General features: G+C 70.9%; 24 protein-coding genes and 2 tRNA genes. 16 read left to right on the top strand and 10 right to left on the bottom strand.

Annotated elements, in window-relative coordinates; genetic code table 11:
* The first annotated feature begins 57 nt into the window (after positions 1-57).
* Positions 58-1677: a hypothetical protein gene (locus tag ACIPAE_RS28315; protein WP_402448915.1), complete on the top strand. Its 1620-nt coding sequence runs from the start codon at positions 58-60 to the stop codon at positions 1675-1677.
* 285 nt (positions 1678-1962) lie between these two features.
* On the opposite strand, the gene ACIPAE_RS28310 is transcribed toward ACIPAE_RS28315, so the two are convergent.
* Positions 1963-2038: transfer RNA gene (locus tag ACIPAE_RS28310), tRNA-Glu, on the bottom strand.
* Positions 2039-2205: 167 nt separating this feature from the next.
* On the opposite strand from ACIPAE_RS28310, the gene ACIPAE_RS28305 reads away from it, so the two are divergent.
* The 5 genes from ACIPAE_RS28305 (at position 2206) to ACIPAE_RS28285 (ending at position 6259) form a co-directional block, all read left to right on the top strand.
* Positions 2206-2556, top strand: a complete 351-nt coding sequence (locus ACIPAE_RS28305) for a metallopeptidase family protein (protein ID WP_328465595.1) — start codon at positions 2206-2208, stop codon at positions 2554-2556.
* Between the two features lie 200 nt (positions 2557-2756).
* Complete coding sequence (locus ACIPAE_RS28300; protein WP_366412296.1) at positions 2757-3395, top strand: hypothetical protein; 639 nt, start codon at positions 2757-2759, stop codon at positions 3393-3395.
* 181 nt (positions 3396-3576) lie between these two features.
* Positions 3577-5829 (top strand): DEAD/DEAH box helicase, encoded by a 2253-nt coding sequence (locus ACIPAE_RS28295; RefSeq protein ID WP_402448911.1) that lies wholly within the window; start codon positions 3577-3579, stop codon positions 5827-5829.
* A 127-nt stretch (positions 5830-5956) separates the two neighbouring features.
* Positions 5957-6121 carry a hypothetical protein gene (locus tag ACIPAE_RS28290; protein WP_402448909.1) on the top strand — a complete coding sequence of 55 codons (165 nt, stop codon included), beginning with the start codon at positions 5957-5959 and terminating at the stop codon, positions 6119-6121.
* Between the two features lie 65 nt (positions 6122-6186).
* Positions 6187-6259: transfer RNA gene (locus tag ACIPAE_RS28285), tRNA-Lys, on the top strand.
* A gap of 453 nt (positions 6260-6712) precedes the next feature.
* On the opposite strand, the gene ACIPAE_RS28280 is transcribed toward ACIPAE_RS28285, so the two are convergent.
* Both ACIPAE_RS28280 and ACIPAE_RS28275 read right to left on the bottom strand, forming a co-directional pair.
* On the bottom strand, positions 6713-7105 hold the full coding sequence (locus tag ACIPAE_RS28280; protein WP_402448907.1) for a hypothetical protein: 393 nt from the start codon (positions 7103-7105) through the stop codon (positions 6713-6715).
* 100 nt (positions 7106-7205) lie between these two features.
* Positions 7206-7502, bottom strand: coding sequence for a hypothetical protein (locus ACIPAE_RS28275; protein WP_402448905.1), 297 nt, complete (start codon positions 7500-7502; stop codon positions 7206-7208).
* A 222-nt stretch (positions 7503-7724) separates the two neighbouring features.
* Here ACIPAE_RS28275 and ACIPAE_RS28270 point away from each other — a divergent pair, with 222 nt between their 5' ends.
* From ACIPAE_RS28270 to ACIPAE_RS28260, 3 genes are read left to right on the top strand one after another with little or no spacing between them, the layout of a single operon-like run.
* Positions 7725-7988, top strand: a complete 264-nt coding sequence (locus ACIPAE_RS28270; RefSeq protein ID WP_329367865.1) for a hypothetical protein — start codon at positions 7725-7727, stop codon at positions 7986-7988.
* Positions 7957-8487: a DUF6879 family protein gene (locus ACIPAE_RS28265; RefSeq protein ID WP_402448902.1), complete on the top strand. Its 531-nt coding sequence runs from the start codon at positions 7957-7959 to the stop codon at positions 8485-8487. The genes ACIPAE_RS28270 and ACIPAE_RS28265 overlap by 32 nt, the downstream gene beginning before the upstream one ends.
* Before the next feature lie 14 nt (positions 8488-8501).
* Positions 8502-9359: a helix-turn-helix domain-containing protein gene (locus ACIPAE_RS28260; RefSeq protein WP_402448901.1), complete on the top strand. Its 858-nt coding sequence runs from the start codon at positions 8502-8504 to the stop codon at positions 9357-9359.
* A gap of 488 nt (positions 9360-9847) precedes the next feature.
* Here ACIPAE_RS28260 and ACIPAE_RS28255 read toward each other — a convergent pair whose 3' ends face one another.
* Entirely contained in the window at positions 9848-10342 is a 495-nt protein-coding gene (locus ACIPAE_RS28255) for a DUF6907 domain-containing protein (protein ID WP_402448898.1), read from the bottom strand.
* A gap of 42 nt (positions 10343-10384) precedes the next feature.
* Positions 10385-11062 carry a hypothetical protein gene (locus ACIPAE_RS28250; protein ID WP_402448895.1) on the bottom strand — a complete coding sequence of 226 codons (678 nt, stop codon included), beginning with the start codon at positions 11060-11062 and terminating at the stop codon, positions 10385-10387.
* 174 nt (positions 11063-11236) lie between these two features.
* Here ACIPAE_RS28250 and ACIPAE_RS28245 point away from each other — a divergent pair, with 174 nt between their 5' ends.
* The 3 genes from ACIPAE_RS28245 to ACIPAE_RS28235 all read left to right on the top strand — a co-directional run bounded on the left by ACIPAE_RS28245 (position 11237) and on the right by ACIPAE_RS28235 (position 13667).
* Complete coding sequence (locus ACIPAE_RS28245) at positions 11237-12532, top strand: XRE family transcriptional regulator (RefSeq protein WP_402448894.1); 1296 nt, start codon at positions 11237-11239, stop codon at positions 12530-12532.
* The gene (locus ACIPAE_RS28240; RefSeq protein WP_402448892.1) at positions 12529-13032 is read left to right on the top strand and encodes an NUDIX domain-containing protein; all 504 of its coding nucleotides are present in this window, start codon (positions 12529-12531) and stop codon (positions 13030-13032) included. Before ACIPAE_RS28245 ends, ACIPAE_RS28240 begins: the two co-directional genes overlap by 4 nt.
* A gap of 143 nt (positions 13033-13175) precedes the next feature.
* Positions 13176-13667 carry a hypothetical protein gene (locus tag ACIPAE_RS28235; RefSeq protein WP_402448889.1) on the top strand — a complete coding sequence of 164 codons (492 nt, stop codon included), beginning with the start codon at positions 13176-13178 and terminating at the stop codon, positions 13665-13667.
* A 19-nt stretch (positions 13668-13686) separates the two neighbouring features.
* On the opposite strand, the gene cutA is transcribed toward ACIPAE_RS28235, so the two are convergent.
* The 3 genes from cutA to ACIPAE_RS28220 all read right to left on the bottom strand — a co-directional run bounded on the left by cutA (position 13687) and on the right by ACIPAE_RS28220 (position 15272).
* Positions 13687-14019, bottom strand: a complete 333-nt coding sequence (gene cutA, locus ACIPAE_RS28230; RefSeq protein WP_402448887.1) for a divalent-cation tolerance protein CutA — start codon at positions 14017-14019, stop codon at positions 13687-13689.
* 272 nt (positions 14020-14291) lie between these two features.
* Positions 14292-14876, bottom strand: coding sequence for a hypothetical protein (locus ACIPAE_RS28225; RefSeq protein WP_402448886.1), 585 nt, complete (start codon positions 14874-14876; stop codon positions 14292-14294).
* Between the two features lie 48 nt (positions 14877-14924).
* Positions 14925-15272 (bottom strand): hypothetical protein, encoded by a 348-nt coding sequence (locus ACIPAE_RS28220; RefSeq protein ID WP_402448884.1) that lies wholly within the window; start codon positions 15270-15272, stop codon positions 14925-14927.
* A gap of 347 nt (positions 15273-15619) precedes the next feature.
* Here ACIPAE_RS28220 and ACIPAE_RS28215 point away from each other — a divergent pair, with 347 nt between their 5' ends.
* From ACIPAE_RS28215 to ACIPAE_RS28205, 3 genes are all read left to right on the top strand, one after another.
* On the top strand, positions 15620-16174 hold the full coding sequence (locus ACIPAE_RS28215; RefSeq protein ID WP_402448881.1) for a hypothetical protein: 555 nt from the start codon (positions 15620-15622) through the stop codon (positions 16172-16174).
* 116 nt (positions 16175-16290) lie between these two features.
* Positions 16291-17625 (top strand): VWA domain-containing protein, encoded by a 1335-nt coding sequence (locus tag ACIPAE_RS28210; RefSeq protein WP_402448878.1) that lies wholly within the window; start codon positions 16291-16293, stop codon positions 17623-17625.
* Between the two features lie 25 nt (positions 17626-17650).
* The gene (locus tag ACIPAE_RS28205) at positions 17651-18208 is read left to right on the top strand and encodes an NUDIX hydrolase (RefSeq protein WP_402448876.1); all 558 of its coding nucleotides are present in this window, start codon (positions 17651-17653) and stop codon (positions 18206-18208) included.
* Between the two features lie 218 nt (positions 18209-18426).
* On the opposite strand, the gene ACIPAE_RS28200 is transcribed toward ACIPAE_RS28205, so the two are convergent.
* Positions 18427-18624, bottom strand: a complete 198-nt coding sequence (locus ACIPAE_RS28200) for an antitoxin (RefSeq protein ID WP_329367883.1) — start codon at positions 18622-18624, stop codon at positions 18427-18429.
* 478 nt (positions 18625-19102) lie between these two features.
* Here ACIPAE_RS28200 and ACIPAE_RS28195 point away from each other — a divergent pair, with 478 nt between their 5' ends.
* On the top strand, positions 19103-20773 hold the full coding sequence (locus ACIPAE_RS28195; protein ID WP_402448872.1) for a CehA/McbA family metallohydrolase: 1671 nt from the start codon (positions 19103-19105) through the stop codon (positions 20771-20773).
* Between the two features lie 162 nt (positions 20774-20935).
* Here the strand turns inward: ACIPAE_RS28195 and ACIPAE_RS28190 are convergent, their stop codons facing one another.
* Positions 20936-21751 carry a hypothetical protein gene (locus ACIPAE_RS28190; protein WP_402448869.1) on the bottom strand — a complete coding sequence of 272 codons (816 nt, stop codon included), beginning with the start codon at positions 21749-21751 and terminating at the stop codon, positions 20936-20938.
* Positions 21752-21811 lie beyond the last annotated feature (60 nt).

Here is a 21811-nt window from a genome sequence, read left to right as displayed (position 1 = left end):
GCGGTCGGACGGGGTGTCCTGGAGCTGTACTCCGAGAATCCTGGGGGAGACCGCACGATGTCCTCACGCATATGGCGCCGATGGGCGGCCACTCTGGCCGCGATGGCGGTCACCTTGTTCGGAGGGGCGCTGACCACCGGCTCGGCCCACGCGGACGACGGGTCCGCACCGACCCTGTCCGCCAGGACGCCGGTCGGGCTCGCGGTGCCCGACGACGGCGAAGGCCAGGTCAGCTGGGGGCTGGACTCGAAGGGCAGCACCCTTCACGACGTGCGTGTCACCGTCGACATCACCGGCATCAGCTCGTTCGCCACCACCACGGACGACTACTGCGTCAACGGCCTGTGCACCTTCCCCGGCGGTGACGTCGGCCCGCACGGCACCGGCGGCATCGTCGACATCAGTGCCAAGCCGGACGCCAAGCTCGGCGCCAGCGGCACCGCCGTCATCAACGCCACCGCGTCCGGCGTGACGATCGCGCCCTTCACCGTCAAGGTCAGCGTCGGCTCGGTCGACCTGGCCGTCAACAGCCTCCCGCAGATCGACCACGTCAAGCCCGGCACCACCCTGACCAAGCCGCTCACCGTGGCCAACATCGGCTCGCTGACCGCCGCGACCACGGACTACCGGTTCGCGATCTCCCCGGGCCTGTCCTTCGCGACGCACTTCCCGAACTGCGACTACGCCGACGCCGCCGGGAAGTGGGAGGCGACGGTCGCGACATGCCACTTCTCCACGCCGATCGAACCCGGCAAGAAGTACCGGCTGTCCACGCCGCTGAAGCTCGACGTGAAGAAGTCCGCGCTCTACGAGATCTTCACCTACGTGCCGACGGTCACCTCCAGCAGCGTGCCGACGACGCCGAAGAGCACCAGCGCCGGCGACCTGACCCTCGTACCGGACGGCAACGCGCAGCCGGGCGACCCTGATCAGCAGGGACGGCAAGGGCGGCAGAGCATCTACGCGGCCAACACCGCCGACATCGCCCTCACCGGTGACACCGCCACGGCCAAGCCCGGCGACACGGCCACGCTGACCGCCACGGCCACCAACCTGGGGCCGGCCTCCGTCAACCGGTACACGTACGACGACCAGCTCACGGTGATGGTCGACATCCCCAAGGGCACCACCGCCACGCAGGTGCCGGCCGGGTGCGTCCCGTGGGACAACGGCACGCGCGATCCCGCGCTCGGCGCTCCGCAGTACACGTGCGACCTCGACGGCATCTTCGACAGCGGGCACACGCAGAAGCTGACCTTCAAGGTGAAGGTGGACGCCGACGCCCCGGCCACGACCAGCGGCACCGTGGTCGCGCAGCTCGCCGACCTGGGCACGCCGCCGTACGACACCCACCTGGACAACAACAAGGCGGCCTTCACCGTGAAGGTGCCGGGAGGCGCCTCCACCGGCACCGGCACCGGCACCGGCTCCACCGGCGGCTCCGGCAGCACCGGTGGCGGCAACCAGAACTCCACCCAGACCGGCACGACTTCCGGGACCTCCGGCGGCTCCGGCAGCACGGGCGGCGACGCCCCGGCCGCCACCGGCTCGCTCGCCCACACCGGCAGCGACGGCACGATGACCATCGCGCTCACCTCCGCCGCGGCCCTGGCCCTCGGCGGCGCGGTCTTCGCCCTCGCCCGCAGCCGCAGGACCCGCGTCCGCGCCCGCGCCTGACCGCACTCACCCCACCACCGCGGCCCGCGGGGCGTTCACTCCGGGAACGCCCCGCGGGCCGCGGCATGCGCGGTCCCGGGGTGGGCGGATCTGAGGGCGGCCATTCCGAGGTCGTGCAGTCCGAGGGCGCGCGGATCTGCTCGATGCGCCGCCTGGTCCGAGGCGCGGCGGTGCCGTCGTGGAAGCGGTGGAAGCGGTGGAAGCCGTGGGAAGAACCGAGGCGGCCAGGTGCGGCTCATGCCCTCCGGCACGCGGCGGCCCAGCAGGCGAACGCGCGGAATTCTGTGGTACCCCCAACGGGATTCGAACCCGTGCTACCGCCTTGAAAGGGCGGCGTCCTGGGCCACTAGACGATGAGGGCTGGGGCCTGCCGTGGTGGCCTCGCGGCGCACTTCGGGGACCCCGGAAGCATAGGGGATGGGTCGGGGGAACGGCAAAACGGTTGGGCGGGGTGGCGCGGTGCGGATGGTGCCGGCGCGGGGGCGGGTTGCGGGGGATGGGCGGGGGCGGGGCGGGAAGAATGGGGGCGTGCTGGAGATGAGCCGGGAGCAGTTCGAGGAACTGGTCGGCGAGGCGCTGGACCGGGTCCCCGCCGAGCTGACCCGTTTGATGGACAACGTGGCGGTCTTCGTCGAGGACGAACCGGAGCCGGGCAGCCCGGAGTTGCTGGGGCTGTACGAGGGGACCCCGCTGACCGAGCGCGGCGAGTGGTACGCGGGGGTGCTGCCGGACCGGATCACGGTCTACCGCGGCCCGACCCTGCGGATGTGCGCCACCCGGGAGGAGGTGGTGGCCGAGACGGAGGTCACCGTCGTGCACGAGATCGCCCACCACTTCGGGATCGACGACGAACGGCTGCACGCGCTGGGCTACGGCTGACCGTACGTACGGGTGCGGGCGGGCCCCGGCCCGGCCCGGGCGTGTCCTGGCGGCCCGGGCGGGCGCGGGCGTGTCCTGGCGGGCCGCGTCCGCGTTGGTCAGGGCGACACCCCCGGGCGCGCGCGGCGGAGCGAGAAGCTGCCGGCGCAGCCGCATGACGTGCGCGCGCCCCGGCTCCGACCCCCACCCGAGGTGCCGACGTGCTGCCAGTTCCCGCCGCCCCCACAGCCCCCGCCCCACCGGCCGGGCCGGCCGAGCCCGCCTCCGATCCCGTACGCCCCCCGCGCCCGCCCCGTGCGGCGGTCCGCGCCGGCGTGCGCGCCGCCGCCCTGGTGACGCTCGTGGCCGCGGGCGTGGCCGCCTGCGTCAGCACGGGCGGCGAGTCGCCCGACTCGAAGGCGTCCACCCGGGCCCCGGCCGGCGCGGCGGGGGGCGCGGACGCCCGGTCCGGCGGCGGACCGTACGCGCCGCAGCGGGGCGGGGCGTACGCCGGGAAGTCGCCGCACTCCGGGCGGGACGGCGCGGCCTCGCCCGGCAGCAGCGCGACCCCGTCGGGCGGCGCGACGCGGGTGACCGGCGTCACGCCCGGTACCGGAAAGCCGCGGCCGACCGCCCAGGGCTCGCCGACCGCCGTACCGACCAGCGCCGCGCCCTCGGGCCGCCCGTCGGACCCCGCCCCGCCGAGCACCCCCGCGGCGCCCACCGGACCCGCCGACCCGACGGCGGGCGCGGGCGACGCCGCGGGTGCCGGCGGGGTCGGCGGGGCGGGTGATTCCGCCGGTGCCGACGCGGGCGCGGACGCCGTGAAACACCGCCCCGTACGTGCTTTCAACAGGTGATTCGCGAAAGTGACGCCTGATGCGTATGCTGGTAGATCGTTTGATCCCACCTGCCTGGCGCCTGATTGATACGCGCCCCGTGGCGCGTTCCTTTTCTCCTGTGGCTGACCGCATCGAGGCGGTTGTAAGCAACCTGCGGAGCTGGCGCGTGCCGTAAGTCTCCGAGAGGTTTAGCTTCAGCATGTCCAATGACAGTGCCGACCGTTCCACCCTGCCCGAGAACGCGGCTGACGCCGCCGTCACGGCAAGCACCACCGCGACCGTGACCACGGCCGTGACCGTCGCCGACGAGCCGGCCGAGATCGCGGAGTCCGCGGCGCCCGTGCGGTCCGCCGACGCCGTGCGGTCCACTGACGCCGTGGCGCCCGCCGAGGCCGACGACGCCGACGAGCTCAGCGACGCCGCCGAGGCCGAAGAGCCCGCCGAGCCCACCGTCACCTTCGCCGACCTCGGCCTCCCCGAGGCCATCGTCCGCAAGCTCACCCAGAACCAGGTCGTCAGCCCCTTCCCGATCCAGGCCGCGACCATCCCGGATGCCCTGGCCGGCCAGGACATCCTCGGCCGCGGCCAGACCGGCTCCGGCAAGACCCTCGCCTTCGGCCTGCCGCTGCTCACGCTGCTCTCCGGCGGCCGCACCGAGCGCAAGCACCCCCGCGGTGTGATCCTCACCCCGACCCGCGAGCTGGCGATGCAGGTCGCCGACGCCCTCCAGCCGTACGGCGACGTGCTCGGCCTGAAGATGAAGGTCGTCTGCGGCGGAACCTCCATGCAGAACCAGATCTACGCCCTCGAACGCGGTGTGGACGTGCTGGTCGCCACCCCCGGCCGGCTGCGCGACCTGATCAACCGGGGCGCCGCCTCGCTCGACCAGGTGCAGATCGCCGTCCTCGACGAGGCCGACCAGATGGCCGACATGGGCTTCCTGCCCGAGGTCACCGAGATCCTGGACCTGGTCCCGGCCGGCGGCCAGCGGCTGCTGTTCTCCGCCACTCTGGAGAACGAGATCGACACCCTCGTCCGCCGCTACCTGGTCGACCCGGTCACCCACGAAGTGGACGCCGCCCAGGGCGCGGTGACCACCATGAGCCACCACGTGCTCGTCGTGAAGCCGAAGGACAAGGCGCCGGTCACCGCGGCGATCGCCGCCCGCAAGGGCCGCACCATCATCTTCGTCCGCACCCAGATGGGCGCCGACCGCGTCGCCGAGCAGCTGATCGAGGCCGGCGTGCGCGCCGACGCGCTGCACGGCGGCATGACCCAGGGCGCGCGGACCCGCACCCTGGAGGACTTCAAGGGCGGGCACGTCAACGTGCTGGTCGCCACCGACGTCGCCGCCCGCGGCATCCACGTCGACGGCATCGACCTGGTGCTCAACGTCGACCCGGCCGGCGACCACAAGGACTACCTGCACCGCTCGGGCCGTACCGCCCGCGCCGGCCAGTCCGGCACGGTCGTCTCGCTGGCCCTGCCGCACCAGCGCAAGCAGATCTTCCGGCTGATGGAGGACGCGGGCGTCGACGCCTCGCGCCATGTCATCGGCGGCGCGGGCGTGTTCGACGACGACGTGGCCCGGATCACCGGCGCGCGCTCGCTCACCGACGTGCAGGCCGACGCGGTGCAGAACGCGGCCTCCCAGGCCGAGCGCGAAGTCGCCGAGCTGACCAAGCAGTTGGAGCGGGTGCAGCGCCGGGCGAACGAGCTGCGCGAGGAGGCGGACCGGCTCACCGCGCGTTCCGCCCGCGAGCGCGGCGAGGACCCGGAGGAGGCGGTGGCCGCGAAGGCCGCCGAACTCGCCGCGGAAGCCGCCGCCGCAGCCGCCGCGGCGGCCGTGCCCGAGCCGCGCGAGGAGCGGTCGTCGTACCAACGGCGCGACGACCGGGGGAACTTCGAGCGCCGCGACGACCGGCGGGACGACCGCCGCGACTCGCGTCCCTCGTACCGGAACGACCGCGACCGCCGGGACGACCGCGGCGGCGACCGTCGTGACGCGCGCCCCGCGTACAACCGCGACGACCGGCGGGACGACCGCCGCGACTCCCGTCCGTCCTCCTCGTCCTCGTCCTCGTCGTCCTACGGTGACCGGAACCGTCGCGACTCCCGTCCGTCGTACGGCGACCGGGACCGTCGTGACGCCCGCCCGGCGTACAACCGCGACGACCGCCGCGACTCCCGTCCGTCCTACGGCGACCGGGACCGCCGCGACGCCCGTCCCGCGTACAACCGCGACGACCGGCGCCCGTCCTACGAGCGGCGCGACGACCGGCCGTTCAACCGCGACCGCCGCGACTCCCGCCCGTCGTACGGCGACCGGGACCGCCGTCCGTCCTTCGGCGGCAGCGGCGAGCGCGACAGCCGCCCGTCGTCGTCGTACAGCCGCGACAACGCGCCGACGTCGTACGGTGACCGCAAGCCGCGGTGGAAGCGGAACGGCTGACCGCCGCTTCCGGTAATCCAGTTGGTCCGGGCCCGGGCCCCGCGTGCGAACGCGGGGGCCGGGCCCGCCCGCGTTCATCAACCCGGCGATCCAGCCTTCGCCGAGCGCGTTCGCCTCTGTCCTGTCCATGGCTCTGGTCTCCCTCCTGACCAGCACCGTCCTGCTGCACTTCCACGGCGCCCTGCTCGGGGTCCACTTCGGTCGGATCGACACCGTCTTCACCGTCGCGGCCCTGCTCGTGACCGCCGCTGGCCCCTTCTCCCTCCTCACCTTCCACCCGCCCCCGGACTGACCCCCACCGACCCCCCGCGAATCCCTGCACCCCTCCCACCCCCCACCCCGTTATGCTGTCGGTGCGGGCCGCTAGCTCAATTGGCAGAGCAGTGGACTTTTAATCCATTGGTTGTGGGTTCGAGTCCCACGCGGCCTACCGCTGGACCCCAGGTCAGACCACATGTCGCCTGGGGTCCTCGGTGTTTCGGGGGGCTGGAAGGCGAGGTCACGCCGCAAGGGGTGGGGGCTGGTCCGGACCCCCGACGGTCAACCTTTGCTCAGGCGGCAACGGTTGCCGAGGACGGCAAGACCCGCGCCCGGCCGCATTGGGGGGCCTGCCGGGCGCTGGTGGTCAGGGCTCCTGCTGCTGGCCGGAGATGTTCCTGATCCCCGCTGCGGCCGCCTCGCGGCGCCGGCGGCCTGTGCGAGTTGGGCGATATCGGCCATGTCGTTGTCGTCCGGCTCCGGCGCGGGGGTGGCTGGCATGCCCGTCTCCACGGGTGTGGCTGGTGGTGGGTGGCCCCGGCGCGGCAGGGGTCGGCGTGTGCGCCGGGGCCGGTGGTCGCCCGTTTGACATCGGGCGGCCGTGCCGCGGGACCAACCGCGGCAGCTATCGGGGCGGGACAGTCATGACGGAGCGGGGCGGGCTGTGGCTGGTGCTGCTCGTCTGCCAGGTGTGGGAGCCGCGGTGTCGGGCGTACAGGGTGCAGCCGTCCATCCGGTCCGGGCTCGTTTCGGGGCAGTCGGCGAGGACTCGGAGGTGCGGGCTGCCGTCCCGTCCCCACACGGCCCACACGGCGTGCGTCGGGTCGATCTCGGCGACGAGTCCGTAGTGCGTGCCGGTCTCGTGCGGGAGGCAGCACTGCACGGCCCTGTCGACGGCGCTGGAGTCTGCGGTCATCCGCATGGCGGCGGCCAGCGTGCTCAGCGGCAGCAGCAGCGTCGTCGAGCGGCACACGACCGGCGGGCGGGCGTGGTGGAATCCCGCGGGGGCGGTCGACATCGTCAGGACTCGGTCGGGTTGCCGGTGGGCGGGGGCGTGGGCTTGGGGTCGGTGGTGCAGCCGCCCTTACGGCAGCCGGGAACGCCACAGGACATGGTGATCACTCCTCGGTGGGTGGGGCGGCCGGTGCCGCCTCGATCTCGGTGCGCAGCGCGATCGTGAGGTCCAGTGAGGCGCCGGCGCGGTGGTACAGGGTGCTGACGAGCACGTGCAGGCGCCGCCTGCCCTCGCCACCGATCCGCCCTTCGAGGGCCTGGCGGATCTCGGCGAGCGTGACGTCGAGCGGACGCGCGGCCAGTTCGGCGCACGCCGCTTCCAGTGACCGCACCCGCGGGATACGCAGCTCCCCATCGAGCAGACGTCCGACGGCGGACCGCCGAACCGTGGACTGCCGCATGCTGCGCCCCTTGCTGGCGTGGCCACACCCCGGACCGTGGCGCGGCGCGGGGCATTCTGCTGCCGACGGTAGGAGCGTCCTGTGCGTACATGAAAGCGATGTGCAGAAATGTGCGAGGGTCCCCTCGACTTGGCGACCTTTGCTGCAATGCCCTCTTGACCCACACCCTGCAAGGGGTGACCGTGGTGCGCACAACTGCACGCCACTCAGCAGGAGGTCGCCATGTCGTTAGAATTCTTCGGGATCGATCCCGACACCGGGGCCAAGTCGAGCCCCACCGTGTGGGTTGACCAACAGAAGCGCGAATTCGTCTTCCAGGGCTGGAAGCCTGACGAGGACACGCTCGCCGAGGCGGCCGCCTTCGAGGTGCCGGGCCATGCCGTCGGCATCCCGGACCATGAGGCCGTCGTCCGTGTCCCCGCCAGGATGGTGCAGATGATCAGGGAGGCGTGCGATGCCCTCGACGGGCACCCCGACGTTCGATGAACTGATCGAGACCTGCACTCGCTCAGCGGTACACCTGGAGATGCGCGACGCCTACGGAGTCGCCGATGAGGCCGACGACTTCGCCCACTGGCAAGCGACCGGCGAACGGGACACGGACCCGGGATCGCCCTACTGGGGTCCATGGGTGGAATGGGTCAAACAGGCCGTCAGCCGAGGCGTGACCATGCGCCGAGCCCGCATCGTCAGCGAGCCCGTCTCCGACTACATCCGGTACGAGCACGCCGGCACCCTCGTCAACCTCGGCGCCGGCGAGCAGGTACGGTGGCTGCCGCGTCGGCAGGCGTCGGATGTCGCCCTGCCCGGCAACGACTTCTGGCTGTTCGACAATGAGTGGGTCCACTGGAACCACTTCAACGGTGACGGTGACTGGACGGGAGAGGAAATCACCAACCACCCGGCCACCGCCAAACTCTGCGCCGACGCCTTCGAGACAATCTGGGAACGAGCCGTCCCGCACAACCAGTACAACATCAAGTAACCCCCAGGTCGCCAATGCCCGAATCCCCGTCCTCGTCCGCCCAAGCAGCGCGCGAGGCCGTGGCCCGGCGCCTTCGCACCATGCGCAAGAGCGCCGGGCTCACGGTGACTGAACTCGCCGACCGGTGCGGCTGGCACCACGCCAAAACCAGCAGGATCGAAAACGGCCACACCGCCCCCAACGCCACCGACATACGGCGCTGGGCGGCAGCCTGCGGTCAGCCCCAAGACGCAGACGATCTCATCGCCCAGTCCCTCAACGCCGAGTCGATGTATCGGGAGTGGCGTGAACAGATTCGGGCCGGGCTGCGCCAGCTTCAGGAAAGCGTCATCGACCTGTACCAGCAGACCGAGCTGTTCCGGGTCTACTCCACAACCATGGTGCCCGGCCTGCTTCAGACCGAGGGATACGCGGCCGCCCTCCTGTCGGCCATCGCTGACTTCCGGCAAATCCCCGTCAACGACGGGCCCGAGGCGGCGACAGCTCGCGTCGAACGGTCCCGGATCATTCATCAGGCAGGGCACCGGTTCGTCATTCTGATCGAGGAAGCGGCTCTCCGGTATCAGCTCGGCGACGGTGACGCCATGGCCGCCCAGCTCGGCCACCTGCTTGCCGCAGGCGCCCTACCCGCCGTCTCCCTCGGCGTCATCCCCGCCGCGACGCCGGATCGCCGCATGTGGCCACAGGAGACCTTCCACGTCTACGACGACCGGATGGTGTCGGTCGAACTGCTGTCGGCCGAGGTGACAGTTACGCAGCCCAGCGAAGTGGCGCAGTACGTTGCCGCGTTCGAGCGACTGCGGACCATGGCGGTGTACGGGGCGGAGGCCCGCGCGTTGATCGTACGAGCCATCGACGCCCTGACGTGTTGAGGCCCCCGTCGCGCTGTTGACGGGGCCGGTCCATCGCACCGCCCAAGTGGAGGGACTCCCACCGTAGGCGAGGCCACCGACAGCGGCAGATCTCGAGAATGCGCGTCACCCGGACGACAATGCTCGAGTCCTGAACGCACGAAGGCCCCCGCCCGGCGCGAAGCCGGGACATCGGCGGCGGTGGGCATGCTTTCCTCCTCCGGACTGGTCGGGGTGCTGGTCTTGTCGGCCCACGCTTTGAGCGCGGCCGTCGAGGCGAAGGCGGCGTTGTTGCGGTCCAGGCCGCCCGCGTTTGAGTACTGGGGCATCACCCAGGCGTGCTCCACCCGCGGAAGGACGACGAGGGGGCAGTTGCGGGCGTCGGCGATCTCGGCGATGTGTGCGGCCAGGGCGCGTTGGGTCAGTCCAGCCTTCTCCCGCGCCCAGGTGGCGGCCTCGGGTTCGTGGTGGGGCCGGCGGGGCCGGGTGCGTCGCCTGGGCACCGCGCGTCAGCGTTCCGAAGGGTGGGGTCCAGCGGCAGCGCGAGGGAGCGTGCCGTGGAGTTGCCAGTCGCGGCGGGCCTGGATGAGGGCGGGTCGTACGTGGTGGTCGAGGAGGTCCGCGTGGGCTCGGAAGGTCGTGGCGAGTTCGGTGATGTCGTCGGGGCCCAGGGCTTCGAGGCGGTAGTCGTCGACGAGGTGGAAGTTGAAGATGGGGATGCGCAGGTCGGGCTCGGTCGCGTAAGGGTCACAGTCGATGCTGCCGAAGAAGACGGGGACCGCGTCGTCACGGCCTTGGTCGTCCGGTGTCAGCAGGGTGAGCTTGAGGGTCTGGCCGTGGATCTCCTGATGGTGGTTGATGTCGCTGAGGGCGATGCCGAGGCGGTCGACGGGGAGTTGGTGCTCGCTGGGGTCGTCGGTGGCCCAGGGCGGGAGGTGGCCGCTGATGCTGAAGCCGGTGTCCGTGGTGATGGTCCAGGTACGGGGCTGATCCGTGGCGGGCATGCAGGCTCCTCGGGCGGGGTGTCGGGTCGGGTGGAACAGCCGTCAGGCATGCGGGTCGTTGAGGTCGATCGGGGTGAAGTCGGCCAGGTGCGTGATCAGTTGGTGGGCGCGGACCCATGGCAGGCGTGCGTCGTTGAAGGCGATGGGGCCGGAGTCCGCGAGCTTGGGGCCGGTGCGGGTGGGGACGTAGCGGACGCCGTTGACCCCGCTGGGGGAGAACGTCCGGACGCGGACGGCGGTGTGGTTCTCGCGCAGGTGGGGGCAGGCGCGAGTGGAGCGTTGGGCGCAGGGGCGGCAGACCGGCGGGTGGGCGGTGTCCTCCTCGCCGGGGAGGAGTTCCTCGGCGCGGGCGTCGATGAGCCAGAGCACGCCGTCGGGGGTGCGGTCGGCCGGCCCTCCGCAGATCTGGCAGCGCAGTCCGGCCATCGCGAGGCGTTGCCGCAGGCTGTGGACCGCCCCGAACCGCGGTTCCCCACGCCCGGGTTGGGACGGCGTGCGCGCCCACAGCACGCCACGCTGGTCCCGATCGTACGCCCGCTCGTCGGCGTACCGGATGCCCCGCCCGTCCCGCCGCGCCACGACGGGCATCGGCCCGTCCCGCTCCCCGCTCCACAGGGTCACGTACGGCACCGAGAGGCCGGGCGGGCGCCGCGACGACTCGTCCTGCCGGTCGGCGGCGCTGCTCTCCACCTGGGATACGGTCTTTGTCCGTGTGTGCATGGTGTGGTCGCCTTTTCCTTTTGGGCGGTGCTGACGAACCGTGCCGGGCACGGGCGCCGTTGCATCCGGAGAAGCAACGGAGCACGCTCAGTAGATGACTGCGTGCCGCATCCAGGAGACTCCAGCGGGTGACTCCGCTACGGAGTCAGGGGAGGGCACAGAACACCGCGTCGAATGGCTGAAGTGACGGAGGAGGCAACCGTGGGCCGTGCACCGGATGATCTCCGCGATGTCGTCGCCGGCCTGCTCGCCGACCGTCGGCTCCTTGCGGCCTGTGCTGAGCGCGACATGGGGACGTTGTTCCGGCTGCTCAACCACCGAGGCATCAGCACCAGACGCATCGCCGGCGCTGTGGACATCGGGCAGGGCCGACTCTACGAGTACATGAACGGTAAGAGCAGGGTGGAGAAGCTCGTCGTCTTCGAGCAGATCGCCGATGCCTTCCACATCCCTGGGCACCTACTGGGTCTGGCAAGGCGTCCGTGGGAGCCTGCCGCACCTGTGGCACCTTCGGCTCCCGGACCGGCGGCATCCGTACCCGACGAAGACGACATGGCGGCCATGGATGCCTTCCGCAACGCGGATCGGCAGGCGGGCGGTGGGCGTCTTTACCAGGCAGTTGTCCGGCACCTGACCGAGACCATCGGTCCTCGTCTGGTCGATGTCGACAGTGGTCCGCAGACCTTGGCGGTGGCCGCCGCCCTCACCGAGATGGCAGGCTGGATGGCCCACGACTCCGGGCACGACGAACTGGCCGGTCGCCACTTCAACCGCGCGCTTCCCCTCGCCCGCGCGGCGGGCGACACCCCACTCGCTGCCGGAATCGCGGCCAGCAACAGCCACCTCGCCTTGCAAACCGGCGATCCCTCCGCAGCCGTGCACTGGGCCCGTACGGGGCTGGACACGGTGGCGCGGGGCGCTGCGGTCCCGGCGCTGGCCGCGCGCCTGCACGCCATGTCCGCGCGAGCTCTGGCGGCTGCCGGTCAGCCCACTGCGGCTCTGCGCGCGCTCGACCGGGCTGAGCAACTCCTCGACGGCAAGGCCGAGTCCGACCTTGCCTGGCTGAGCCCCTTCGACGCAGCGGCTCTCGCCACCGAGTCCGCCCTCGTCCTGAGGGACCTCGAACGCTACGACCATGCCCAGGCCAGTGCCGAGCACGCGATCCGCCTTCGCGAGACGGGCCGTGCACGGTCCGTGGCTTTCAACCGCATCACCCTGGCCACCGTCCATGTGCGACGGCGCGACCTGGAATCCGCCATCGCGGTTGGGCACGAGTTGCTTGCCGCGGACCCCAACCTCGGCTCCGTCCGCGTGGTCCGCCAACTTGACGGCCTGCGCGGGTTACTTGAACCCCATCGGGCCCACCCGCCGGTCCGCGCTTTCCTCGCGCGCTTCGACGACTCCCGACGCGCCAGAGTGCTCCTGCTCGCCGACGTCATCTTCCCGCCCCGCGGAGGCATCACCCCATGAGGCCCACCCCAGCCGACCCCGAAGCCTGGAATGCCTACCTCGCCGAGGGCAACGCCACCCAGGCCCGCAAGCGTGTCTCCGCCGACGTCCTGCTGCGTGACGAGGACGGCCGGGTGCTCCTGGTCAAACCGACCTACAAGCCGGGGTGGGACCTGCCGGGAGGCATGGCCGAGGCCAACGAATCGCCGGACGACGCCGCCCGCCGCGAACTCAAGGAGGAACTCGGCCTGGACGTCGACCTTCACGGCCTCCTCGTCGTCGACTGGGTTCCCCCGCACGGCCCTTGGGACGACCTGCTCGCCTTCATCTTCGACGGCGGCACCCTCACCTCCGAACAGGCCGCTCGACTTTCTCCTCGCGACGGAGAACTCTCCGACACGGTATTTCTCGCGCCGACGAAAGCGGTTCGGCAAGTCGGCGACCGCCTGGGCAGAAGGATCGAGACAGCGCTGGCATCCCTTCCCCATCCTCCGGCGGACCTTCTCCACGACGGTACCTAGTACAACTCCGGCCACCCGAACGGACCTTCGGGCTTCCCACCCATGGTCGGCGGTGCGTCTCCTGGTCTGCTGCGCGGCCCCGCGAGAGGCATCGGGGACAACCGGCCGACCCACACAACCAAGCTCCTCAGGAGGAATTCGCGTTGACCGTGTTCGCCGTCACCGGCCACATGGACCTGACGGACACGTCGGTGCTGTTGGTCCGAACTGCCCTCCACGACCTGTTCGCCGAGCATGACGGCTCCGCACTCGTCGGTGTCTCGTGCCTGGCAGCGGGTTCCGACACCCTCTTCGCGGAAGAAGTCCTCGCCGCCGGCGGTGAGTTGGTCGCGGTTGTTCCGTCCCGGGACTACCGGGAGGCAAAGGTGAAGCCCGGCCATGCTCCCGCGTTCGACCGGCTGGTGCAGGCCGCTGCCGAAGTGGTCGTCGCGCCCTTCGCCACGGCCGGGCGGGAAGCGTACGAAGCGGCGAACCGTGTTCTCCTGGAACGCGCGGACCGCTTGGTCGCCGTATGGAACGGCCGGCCGCCGGGCGGCAAGGGCGGCGGCACCGCCGACGTGGTCCTGCAAGCGCGGGCGGAAGGCGTCCCGGTGGACGTCGTGTGGCCGCCGGGAGCCGAGCGCGCAGGGGTGTAGGCCCCTGTACGGTCGGTGCCTACGGGTTCCGGCTCGGCGCGGTGCTGTCCTCCACCCATCGCAGGTACGGGGGCGAACCCGCGGTGATCGGTATGGCGACGACTTCCGGCTTGTCCCAGGGATGGTGTTCCACCAGGTGTTCTTCGAGGGCGGGATACCGCTCGGAGGACGTCTTGAGCAGTAGTTGCCACTCCTCCCCGCTCCCGAACTCCCCGAGGTGCCAGAACACCGACGTCACCGGCCCGACCACCTGCGCCCCCGCGGCGAGCCGAGCCCGTACGACGGACTCCGCCAACTTAACTGCCTGCTCCCGCGTCTCGGTGGCGGTGGACACCTGCACGAAGTCGGTCATCGGGACGTGCCCACTTCGCCACGGCCATCAGCCGATTCGTGCTTTCCCAAGAATTCTGACGCCATCAAACGAGTCATATACCTTCGTTCGTCTACGCCATCACCAGGATGCGCTCAAACTGCGCAAGCAGGCGTGGAATTCTGACTACGAAACCGTCGATGCTGAGTGGCCGGTTTCTGATTCGCCACTGTGGCCGATATGTTCAACCGGAATTCATAGTCCAAGCGCAGTGTGCTGACCATCCGCACGGAATCGCTGCATCCCGTTCCTGGCTATCGTGCCACGGCATGGCATATAACTTCTATGGAACGGCTTCCCTGCTTCACCGCCGCTTTTGGGCCCATGGGTATGTCCCTATGGGAAGCTGGGTTTTCCGCGTCCAGGGTTGACTTCACGCTTGCACGTGAACTGCTCATCAGGCGGCCCAGCTTGCGCAGGTTGAACTTGGCGCGCATATCGAGTGGGCCGAGCGACTCGCGTGCGCTGGTCACGGCGATTTCCATCGGCTGCCCAGTCAGGTGGAGGTATGCTCTCAGACGCCCCACTGCTGATCGGATCAGCATTTCGCGCTCATCGGCGTCGCTCTCGCGAGAAGCCGCCTCGAGATTTCCCAAGGCATACAGGTTCAGCTCGAGGCCTTCCAAGAGTAAATCGTAGAGGGCCTTCATTTTCTCGCGCTTGAGACGTGAGATCTCGGCCACGTCGAAATCTTGTGCCAAGTCATACCCTGGCCCACTGTGGGTTAGGGCATCTAGGAACCGGCTGATGGTCGAGCGCGACCCGTCCAGTGCTCCTTCGGGTGAGGGTTGATAGCCTGGGCCGTTGTGGGTTAAGGCGTCTAAGAAGCTCGTTTTCATGGTGCCCTCCACCTTCCTCGAATGTTGAACGACCTACTCGCGGACGCGTCACGCTGGGTCTGCTTCGTGGGGAGCGTGAGGCGCTGCTGCGGTCATCTGTTCGGGCATGGCGAGCCCGGGCGCAGTCCTCTGCCACTTATCGAGGATCGCCGGGGCCCCAGCGCCGACCACGATGGCTCCGAAGACGCCCAGTTGATCAGTTGCCGCTAGTCCCCAGGCAACGCCGGCGCCTAATAAGATCCTTATGACTTCGATGGTCAAGTACATCGGCTTGGTCGGCCCGTTCTTCACCGTCCAGGGCCATTGACTTCGCGTCTGTAAGTGCTGGTAAAGCGTGACGAGGGTCACCATTGCCCCACCGACGGCCCCTAAGCCGAGCATCTGCTCATGCAGCATCGATCCCCCAACTATCCCCACCCGAAAGCTCGCCGAATACATGCTAGCGGCAAGCTGCAATGACTGTCATACGCATCGTGTATGATCCGCCCGCGCTTCGGCGTCAACAGAGAGCGAGCGTCCCCATCGCGGGGGAGATGCTTCATGCGTGAGAGATGCGTGAGCGGATGTGCCGGCACCCGACGCCCTTCGCGGGAACGAGTGGCAGTCTGTCGTCGTCTGACCCGCGGGTTCCGGACGGTGGCCCGCCGTTCTCCACCGCCCGGCACCTTGGCGCGGCCCACCGTGTCCGGGTGGGGCGCTGCTGCCGCGGGTTTGTCCGACGGGGAGCATGGCAGGGGGAGAGCGTGAGCCGACCGCTACTGTTCCTCGACGTTGACGGGCCCCTCAACCCTTATGCGGCCCAGGCGGAGAGGCGTCCCGCCGGGTACACCACCCTCAGGGTGCCCCGAGAGGACCTGGCCGCCGTGGCACGCCTGGGACTCCCGGCTTCTCGGAAGCCCCTCAGGGTGTGGCTCAACCCGGAGCACGGGAGCGCCTTGCTCCGGCTCGGCTACGAGATGTGCTGGGCCACCACGTGGATGGGCGATGCCAACCGGTGGATCGCCCCGGTGCTCGGTCTCCCCGAACTCCCCTTCGTGGACTTCGGTGACGCCTTGCTCCGGGAGCGTCCCGACGGAGTCCACTGGAAGACGGCTGCCGTGGTGGACTACGCCGAGGGCCGTCCTTTCGCGTGGGTGGACGACGAGCAGAGCGAGTTGGACCAGGCGTACGTGACGGCTCACCACCACGCGCCCGGCCTCCTCCACCACGTCAACCCCCGGATCGGCCTGCGCGAGGACGACTTCCGAACGCTCGACGACTTCGCCCGTACGCTGGGTCCGCCACGAGCCACCGGCTGAACCCACTGCGGGACGGGTCGGTTCGAGGGTTGGCGCTCGGTGGGGTGATGGCGTCGATACGGTGTGTGTCCGCGGGGCGTGGGCGTGACGCGTGCATGAGGGGATGTTCGACGCGTATGGAAGCAGAATCTCTGAGCAAGGGCGGGAACGCGGCGCTGGAGACGCAGGCCGTGGCGTTACAGGTGGCGACGCGGGAGACGCCCGTGGACGTTTCGGCGTTGCTGCTCGGGCCGAACGGCAAGGTGCGGAGCGACGACGACCTGGTTTTCTACCACCACCCGGCGCAGAGCGGGGTAAGCCTCGCGGGCGAGACCGTCACCGTCGACCTGCCGCGAATCCCCGCGGATGTCGCGACCGTGGTGGTGGTCGCGAGCGTGGACCCGTCGTCGCCGGGGACGGTGTTCACCGCCGCGCCGGTCCTCACCGCCGAGCAGGGGGACGGCACCCGACTGACGTTCGCTCCACCGGACTTCGCGGCAGGGGAGACCGTCGTCGTACTCGCCGAGCTCTATCGGCGGTCAGGGGGCTGGAAGTTGCGGGCCGTGGGTCAGGGGTACGCCACCGGATTGGCCGGTCTGGCCACGGACTACGGCATTGATGTGGACCCCGAACCGCAAGTGGCCGTACCGCGGTCACCCGACCCGAGAGCGTCTTCTGCGGCCACGTCGAGCGGCGCTTCGTCGAACGGCGGTTCGCCGAACGGCGGTTCGTCGAAGGGCGGTTCGCCGGAGGGCGGTTCGCCGGAGGGCGGTTCGCTGAGCGGAGATTCGCCGGGCGCGGGTTCGGCGAACCTGCCGAACGTCGAGACGCGGGCCCCGGCTCTGCTGCCCACCACACGCCAGGCACGTGAGGCGCTGGCCCGCTCCGGAGCAGCCGACAGACGTGCGGCGGTCTATCTCATCCTTGATCACGACTGGGCCATGGCGGAACTGTACGAGTCGTTCGCGGTCCAGGCGTTCGCCGAGCGGGTCCTTGCCCTGGCGGTCAACCTCGACGACGACGGCACGGTGCCGGTGATCTTCTCCAGCGGGAACGAACCGTTCATGGCGGAGATCCGGCTCGACAACTACCGGGGCCGGATCGGGCAGTTGCACACGCAGGTCGACTGGGGCTGGGGCAACGTCGGCGCAGCCATGCGTGCTGCGGTCAACCACTACCAGGAGTCCGGCGCCACGGACCCCGCGTTCGTCATCGTCCAGGTCGGCGACGATCCCTGGGACAAGTCGGAGTTCCGCGCCCTGCTCCAAAACACCGCGGGCTTGGGCGTGTTCTGGCTGTTCGTGGGCTTCGGGCGCGGAAAGCTGGCGTTCTACAAGAATCTCCACGCCTCGACGTCCGCCGGGTTCACCAACGTTTCCTTCTACGAGGCCGGCAGGAACCCCGGAGCCGTACCGGGTGAGAAGTTCTACGCCGACCTGGTGGAAGCGTTCGGCACGTGGATCAGCCGGTAGGAGCCGTCACCGAAGGAGGAGCCGCATGACCATCACGGCACGGCACGTGCGCGACACGCTCACCGTCTACCTGGAGAAGCACCCTGAGGACGAAGAGGCCCTCGCGGGGCTGAACGACGTCCTGGAGGCGGCCGGGGACGGGATCACCTCGCGTAAGGAGTTCCGCGGTCACGTCACCGCCGGCGCCGTCCTGCTCCGCCCCGACGGCCGGGTCCTCACCATCGAGCACCGCGCACTCCACCGCTGGCTCCTGCCCGGCGGCCACCTGGAGCCCGAGGACGACACGCTGATGCTGGCGGCACTCCGAGAGCTCACGGAGGAGACCGGAATCGGCGCGGACGACGTGACCGCCCAGTCGCCGGTGCCACTCCACATCGACGCCCACCCGATCCCCGCCAACCCCTCGAAGGGCGAACCGGACCACCGGCACTTCGACTTCCGCTTCCTGTTCACCACGACCGTCGATGACGTCGTGCTCCAGGAGGAAGAGGTGACGGGAGCGTCCTGGCAGTCCGCCGGCACGCTCCCCGGCGACATCCTGCGCGCCCGCGTCACGGCCGCCGCATCCGCCGCGTCCGCGTGACTCCAGGGCCCCGCCCGCTCGCGCGGCCGGGGCTCGACTCGGTGTCCAGGGCGCGGCCGGTACGGGCGCCGGGTGACGGGGAGCCCGGACGTGTCCGAGGTGGCTGCTCGGACACGTCCGGAGCGGTGTCCGCTCAGCCGGAGGGCGGGAGGACCACGCGACGCCCGCAGCTTCCGCAGTTGCCGCCGGTGTCGCCCGCCCGGACCCGGACTACCGGACTACTGGTGCGGCGGGTTGTCGTCCTTCCTGTCGGTCCCTCCCAGCTGATCGTTGAGCTTGTCCTGGGCGGTGTCGACCTGGCTCTGGTACTTGCCCTGGGTCTTGTCGTCGACGAAGTCCCCGGCCTTGTCGATGCCCTGGCCGGCCTGGTCCTCGTGGCCCTTCAGCATCTGCTTGAGCTTGTCCAGCATGGACATGGGCGACTCTCTCCGTTGGTTCCGTTGGTTCCGTTGATTCGGTCGGTTCGGTTGGTTCCGTCGGCATCGGGATCTCCGATGGCCGTGCATCGCTCCGCCACCCGGTCGGACGGCGGAGCCAGTCCAGCCAACGCCCTGATCCGGCAGGGCCCCCTCGATTGGGCAGGGCGTGGGCGGGGCGTGGGCGGGCGCGGACAGGGCGCGGGCAGGGCGCGGCAGCCGGTGGCAGCAGCCGGGAGCGTCGCTCGGCCGTACGAGCGTCGCCCTTCACCCGCCGCCGGGACGGAGGGAGGCCGATGGGGAGCGGACCTGCGGGAACACCGACATCACCGGCTCGTCCGACGCTCACCTTCCACGGGCTCTTGACGGTCAGGCCATGCCCAGTCCACCCACCGTTCCCCGGCGGCGAAAAGAGTCGCGGTGGGTCCCTCCGCCGAGGGCTTCCACGTAGCAGCCATCGAATTCGTGAGGACAACCCATGTGCCTTGACGGGCATTGCGAGCACAACGTCGACCCCCTCGTCCCCGGGACCGCGGATGGCGCGGGCGCCGCGGATGCCGATGCCTCGGCCGCTCGGCTCGGACGGCGCCGCGTGCTGGCCGCCGGGATCGCCGGCGCCGCCGCCATCACCCTGGCCCCGGTCTCGTTCGCGCAGGCGGCCGACGCCGACGCCGCGGCGGGCACCTCGGCCGGCGGTACGCCCCCGGCCGGCAGCCAGGAGACCCGCGTCGTCACCGGTTTCCTGGAGACCGGCGTCGCCGACTTCGTCTACCTCCCGGTGGAGATCCCCCGCGGAGTCCAGCGGATCGACGTGTCGTACGCGTACGACAAGCCGACCGTCCCCTCGGGCGTGCCGGCCAACTCCTGCGACATCGGCATCTTCGACGAGCGCGGGATCGAGCTCGGCGGGCGCGGCTTCCGCGGCTGGTCCGGCGGGTTCCGCACGGAGTTCACGATCAGCAACAGCGACGCCACACCCGGGTACCTGCCCGGTCCGGTCGGCCGCGGCACCTGGAACATCGTGCTCGGCCCCTACCAGGTGGCGCCGCAGGGCCTGAACTACAAGGTCCGGATCACCCTCACCTACGGTGCCCCGGGCCCCGCCTTCAAGACGAACTACCCGCCGCAGCGCGCCAAGGGCCGCGGCCGGGACTGGTACCGCGGCGACTGCCACCTGCACACCGTCTACTCCGACGGCAAGCACCTGCCGGTGGACGTCTCCGACGGCGCCCGGGCCGCGGGCCTGGACTTCATCGTCTCCACCGACCACAACACCTCGTCCTCGCACGCGGTGTGGGGGGAGTACGCCGGCCCCGACCTGCTGATCATGACCGGCGAGGAGGTCACCACCCGCAACGGGCACTGGCTGGCCCTCGGCCTGCCGGCCGGCGACTGGATCGACTGGCGCTACCGCTCCCGCGACGACGCGTTCGCCCGCTTCTCCCGCCAGGTGCACCGCGCCGGCGGACTGGTGGTGCCCGCGCACATGTACTGCGCGTACATCGCCAGCCAGTGGAAGTTCGGCTTCGACGACGCCGACGCCACCGAGGTGTGGACCGGCCCGTGGACGTACGACGACGAGCACGCGGTCAGCACGTGGGACCAGAAGCTGGGCGAGGCGGTGCGCACCGGCACCCGCTGGCTGCCCGCGATGGGCAACAGCGACGCGCACAGCGACCCCAACGTGATCGGCCTGCCGCACAACGTGGTCCACGCCGACGACCTGGCCACCGACTCGGTGCTGGCCGGCATCCGCGCGGGTCACAGCTGGATCGCGGAGTCCTCCGCCGTCAAGCTGACCTTCACCGCGAGCGGCAACGGCAAGCAGGCGGGCATCGGGGAGAAGCTGAGCGTTCCCGCCGACGCGCCCGTGGACGTCCGGCTGGACGTCGAGGGGGTGCCGGGCGGCACGGTCCGGTTCGTCACCGACGAGGGGCAGATGCACCAGGAGTCGCTGAACGCCGCGGGCACCGGCACGGTGGTGTGGCGGACGACCGCCTCACTCGCCGCGTACGTCCGCGCCGAGGTCCGCCACCCGATGGCCGACGGCACCCCGGGCCAGGGCAACACCATGGGCGACGCGCTCCTGTTCGGCCCGATGGCAGCGCTGACCAACCCCGTCTTCCTGGTGGCGAAGGGCCGCCACTGAGCGGCCGCGGCCGCACTCCCGCCGGCCTCGGGACGCGTCGTACGCCGCCGGCGGACACCGGTGGGAGGGCCCGCCGCCTGTCTGGGCGGCGGGCCCTCGCGCACCGGGCCGCTCGGCGGCGGCGCACCGGGCCGTTCGATGGCGGCGCGGCCGGGCCGTGGGCTACTTCGTCCCGGGCGGAACGGCAGCGATCACCTTGGCCCAGACGGGGGCGGTGGCGATCGCGGCGAGCCGGCTCGTGCTCAGCGGCGGTGTGGGCCGGCTGACGGGAGCGTCCTTCTCGGCCGGGGCGTTCCACTCGGTGACCGAGACCAGCGCGCCGTCCTTGCGATGGAACTCGGCCATCCACTCCCTGGTGTCGGCCCGGTGGTCGGGGTACTCGTAGCCCTTCCACACGGTGAGCGTGCCGCCGGGGACCGTGGTCTGGCGGCAGTAGTCGTGCGCGGCTCGGGCCGCCCCGCAGTCCGCGGGCGCGCCACTCCGCGCCTGGACGACGACGCTGATCTCGGCGGGGCCGTGGCCGTCGTCGAAGACCACCTGTGCGTATGGCGCGGTGTCGTCGGTGCCGCGGCCGTCCCGGCCGGAGATCTTGCCGTGCGGCAGCAGTGAGACCAGGAGGTTCTCCACTTGCCGCGCGGTGAACGACTGCGGGGCCCGCGTGGCCGCGGTCAGCTGCGCGTCGCTGGGGAACCTCGGGGCGGCGACCCCGGTCCCGTTCGCCGCGGCGTGGCCGGTGCCGTTGCCGGAGGTGGCCGCGAGCAGGCCGCCGCCTCCGGCGAGGGCCAGCACGGCCACGCCCGCGGTGACCGCGGCGGTGCGGCGGCGGCGCAGCGAGCGGCCGCGGGCGTGGCCGGCCGCCGTCAGGGCGTGGCGGTCGGCGGGCGCCAGGCCGTCGGCGATGTGGTGGAGGGCGTCCGCGAAGGCCGCGGCCTCAGCGGAGTCGGGAGTGTCGGGGGTGTCGTCGGCAGGAACGGGCATGGCGGATCACGGTCTCCTTCGGAGAGGTCGGGAACTGGCGGGTCGTGCGGTCAGGTGGGT

The sequence above is a fragment of the Streptomyces sp. NPDC087270 genome, from assembly GCF_044744625.1.
Lineage (GTDB): Bacteria > Actinomycetota > Actinomycetes > Streptomycetales > Streptomycetaceae > Actinacidiphila.
The sequence above is the reverse complement of the archived record's forward strand: the minus strand, read 5'-3'. Positions and strand labels throughout refer to the sequence as shown.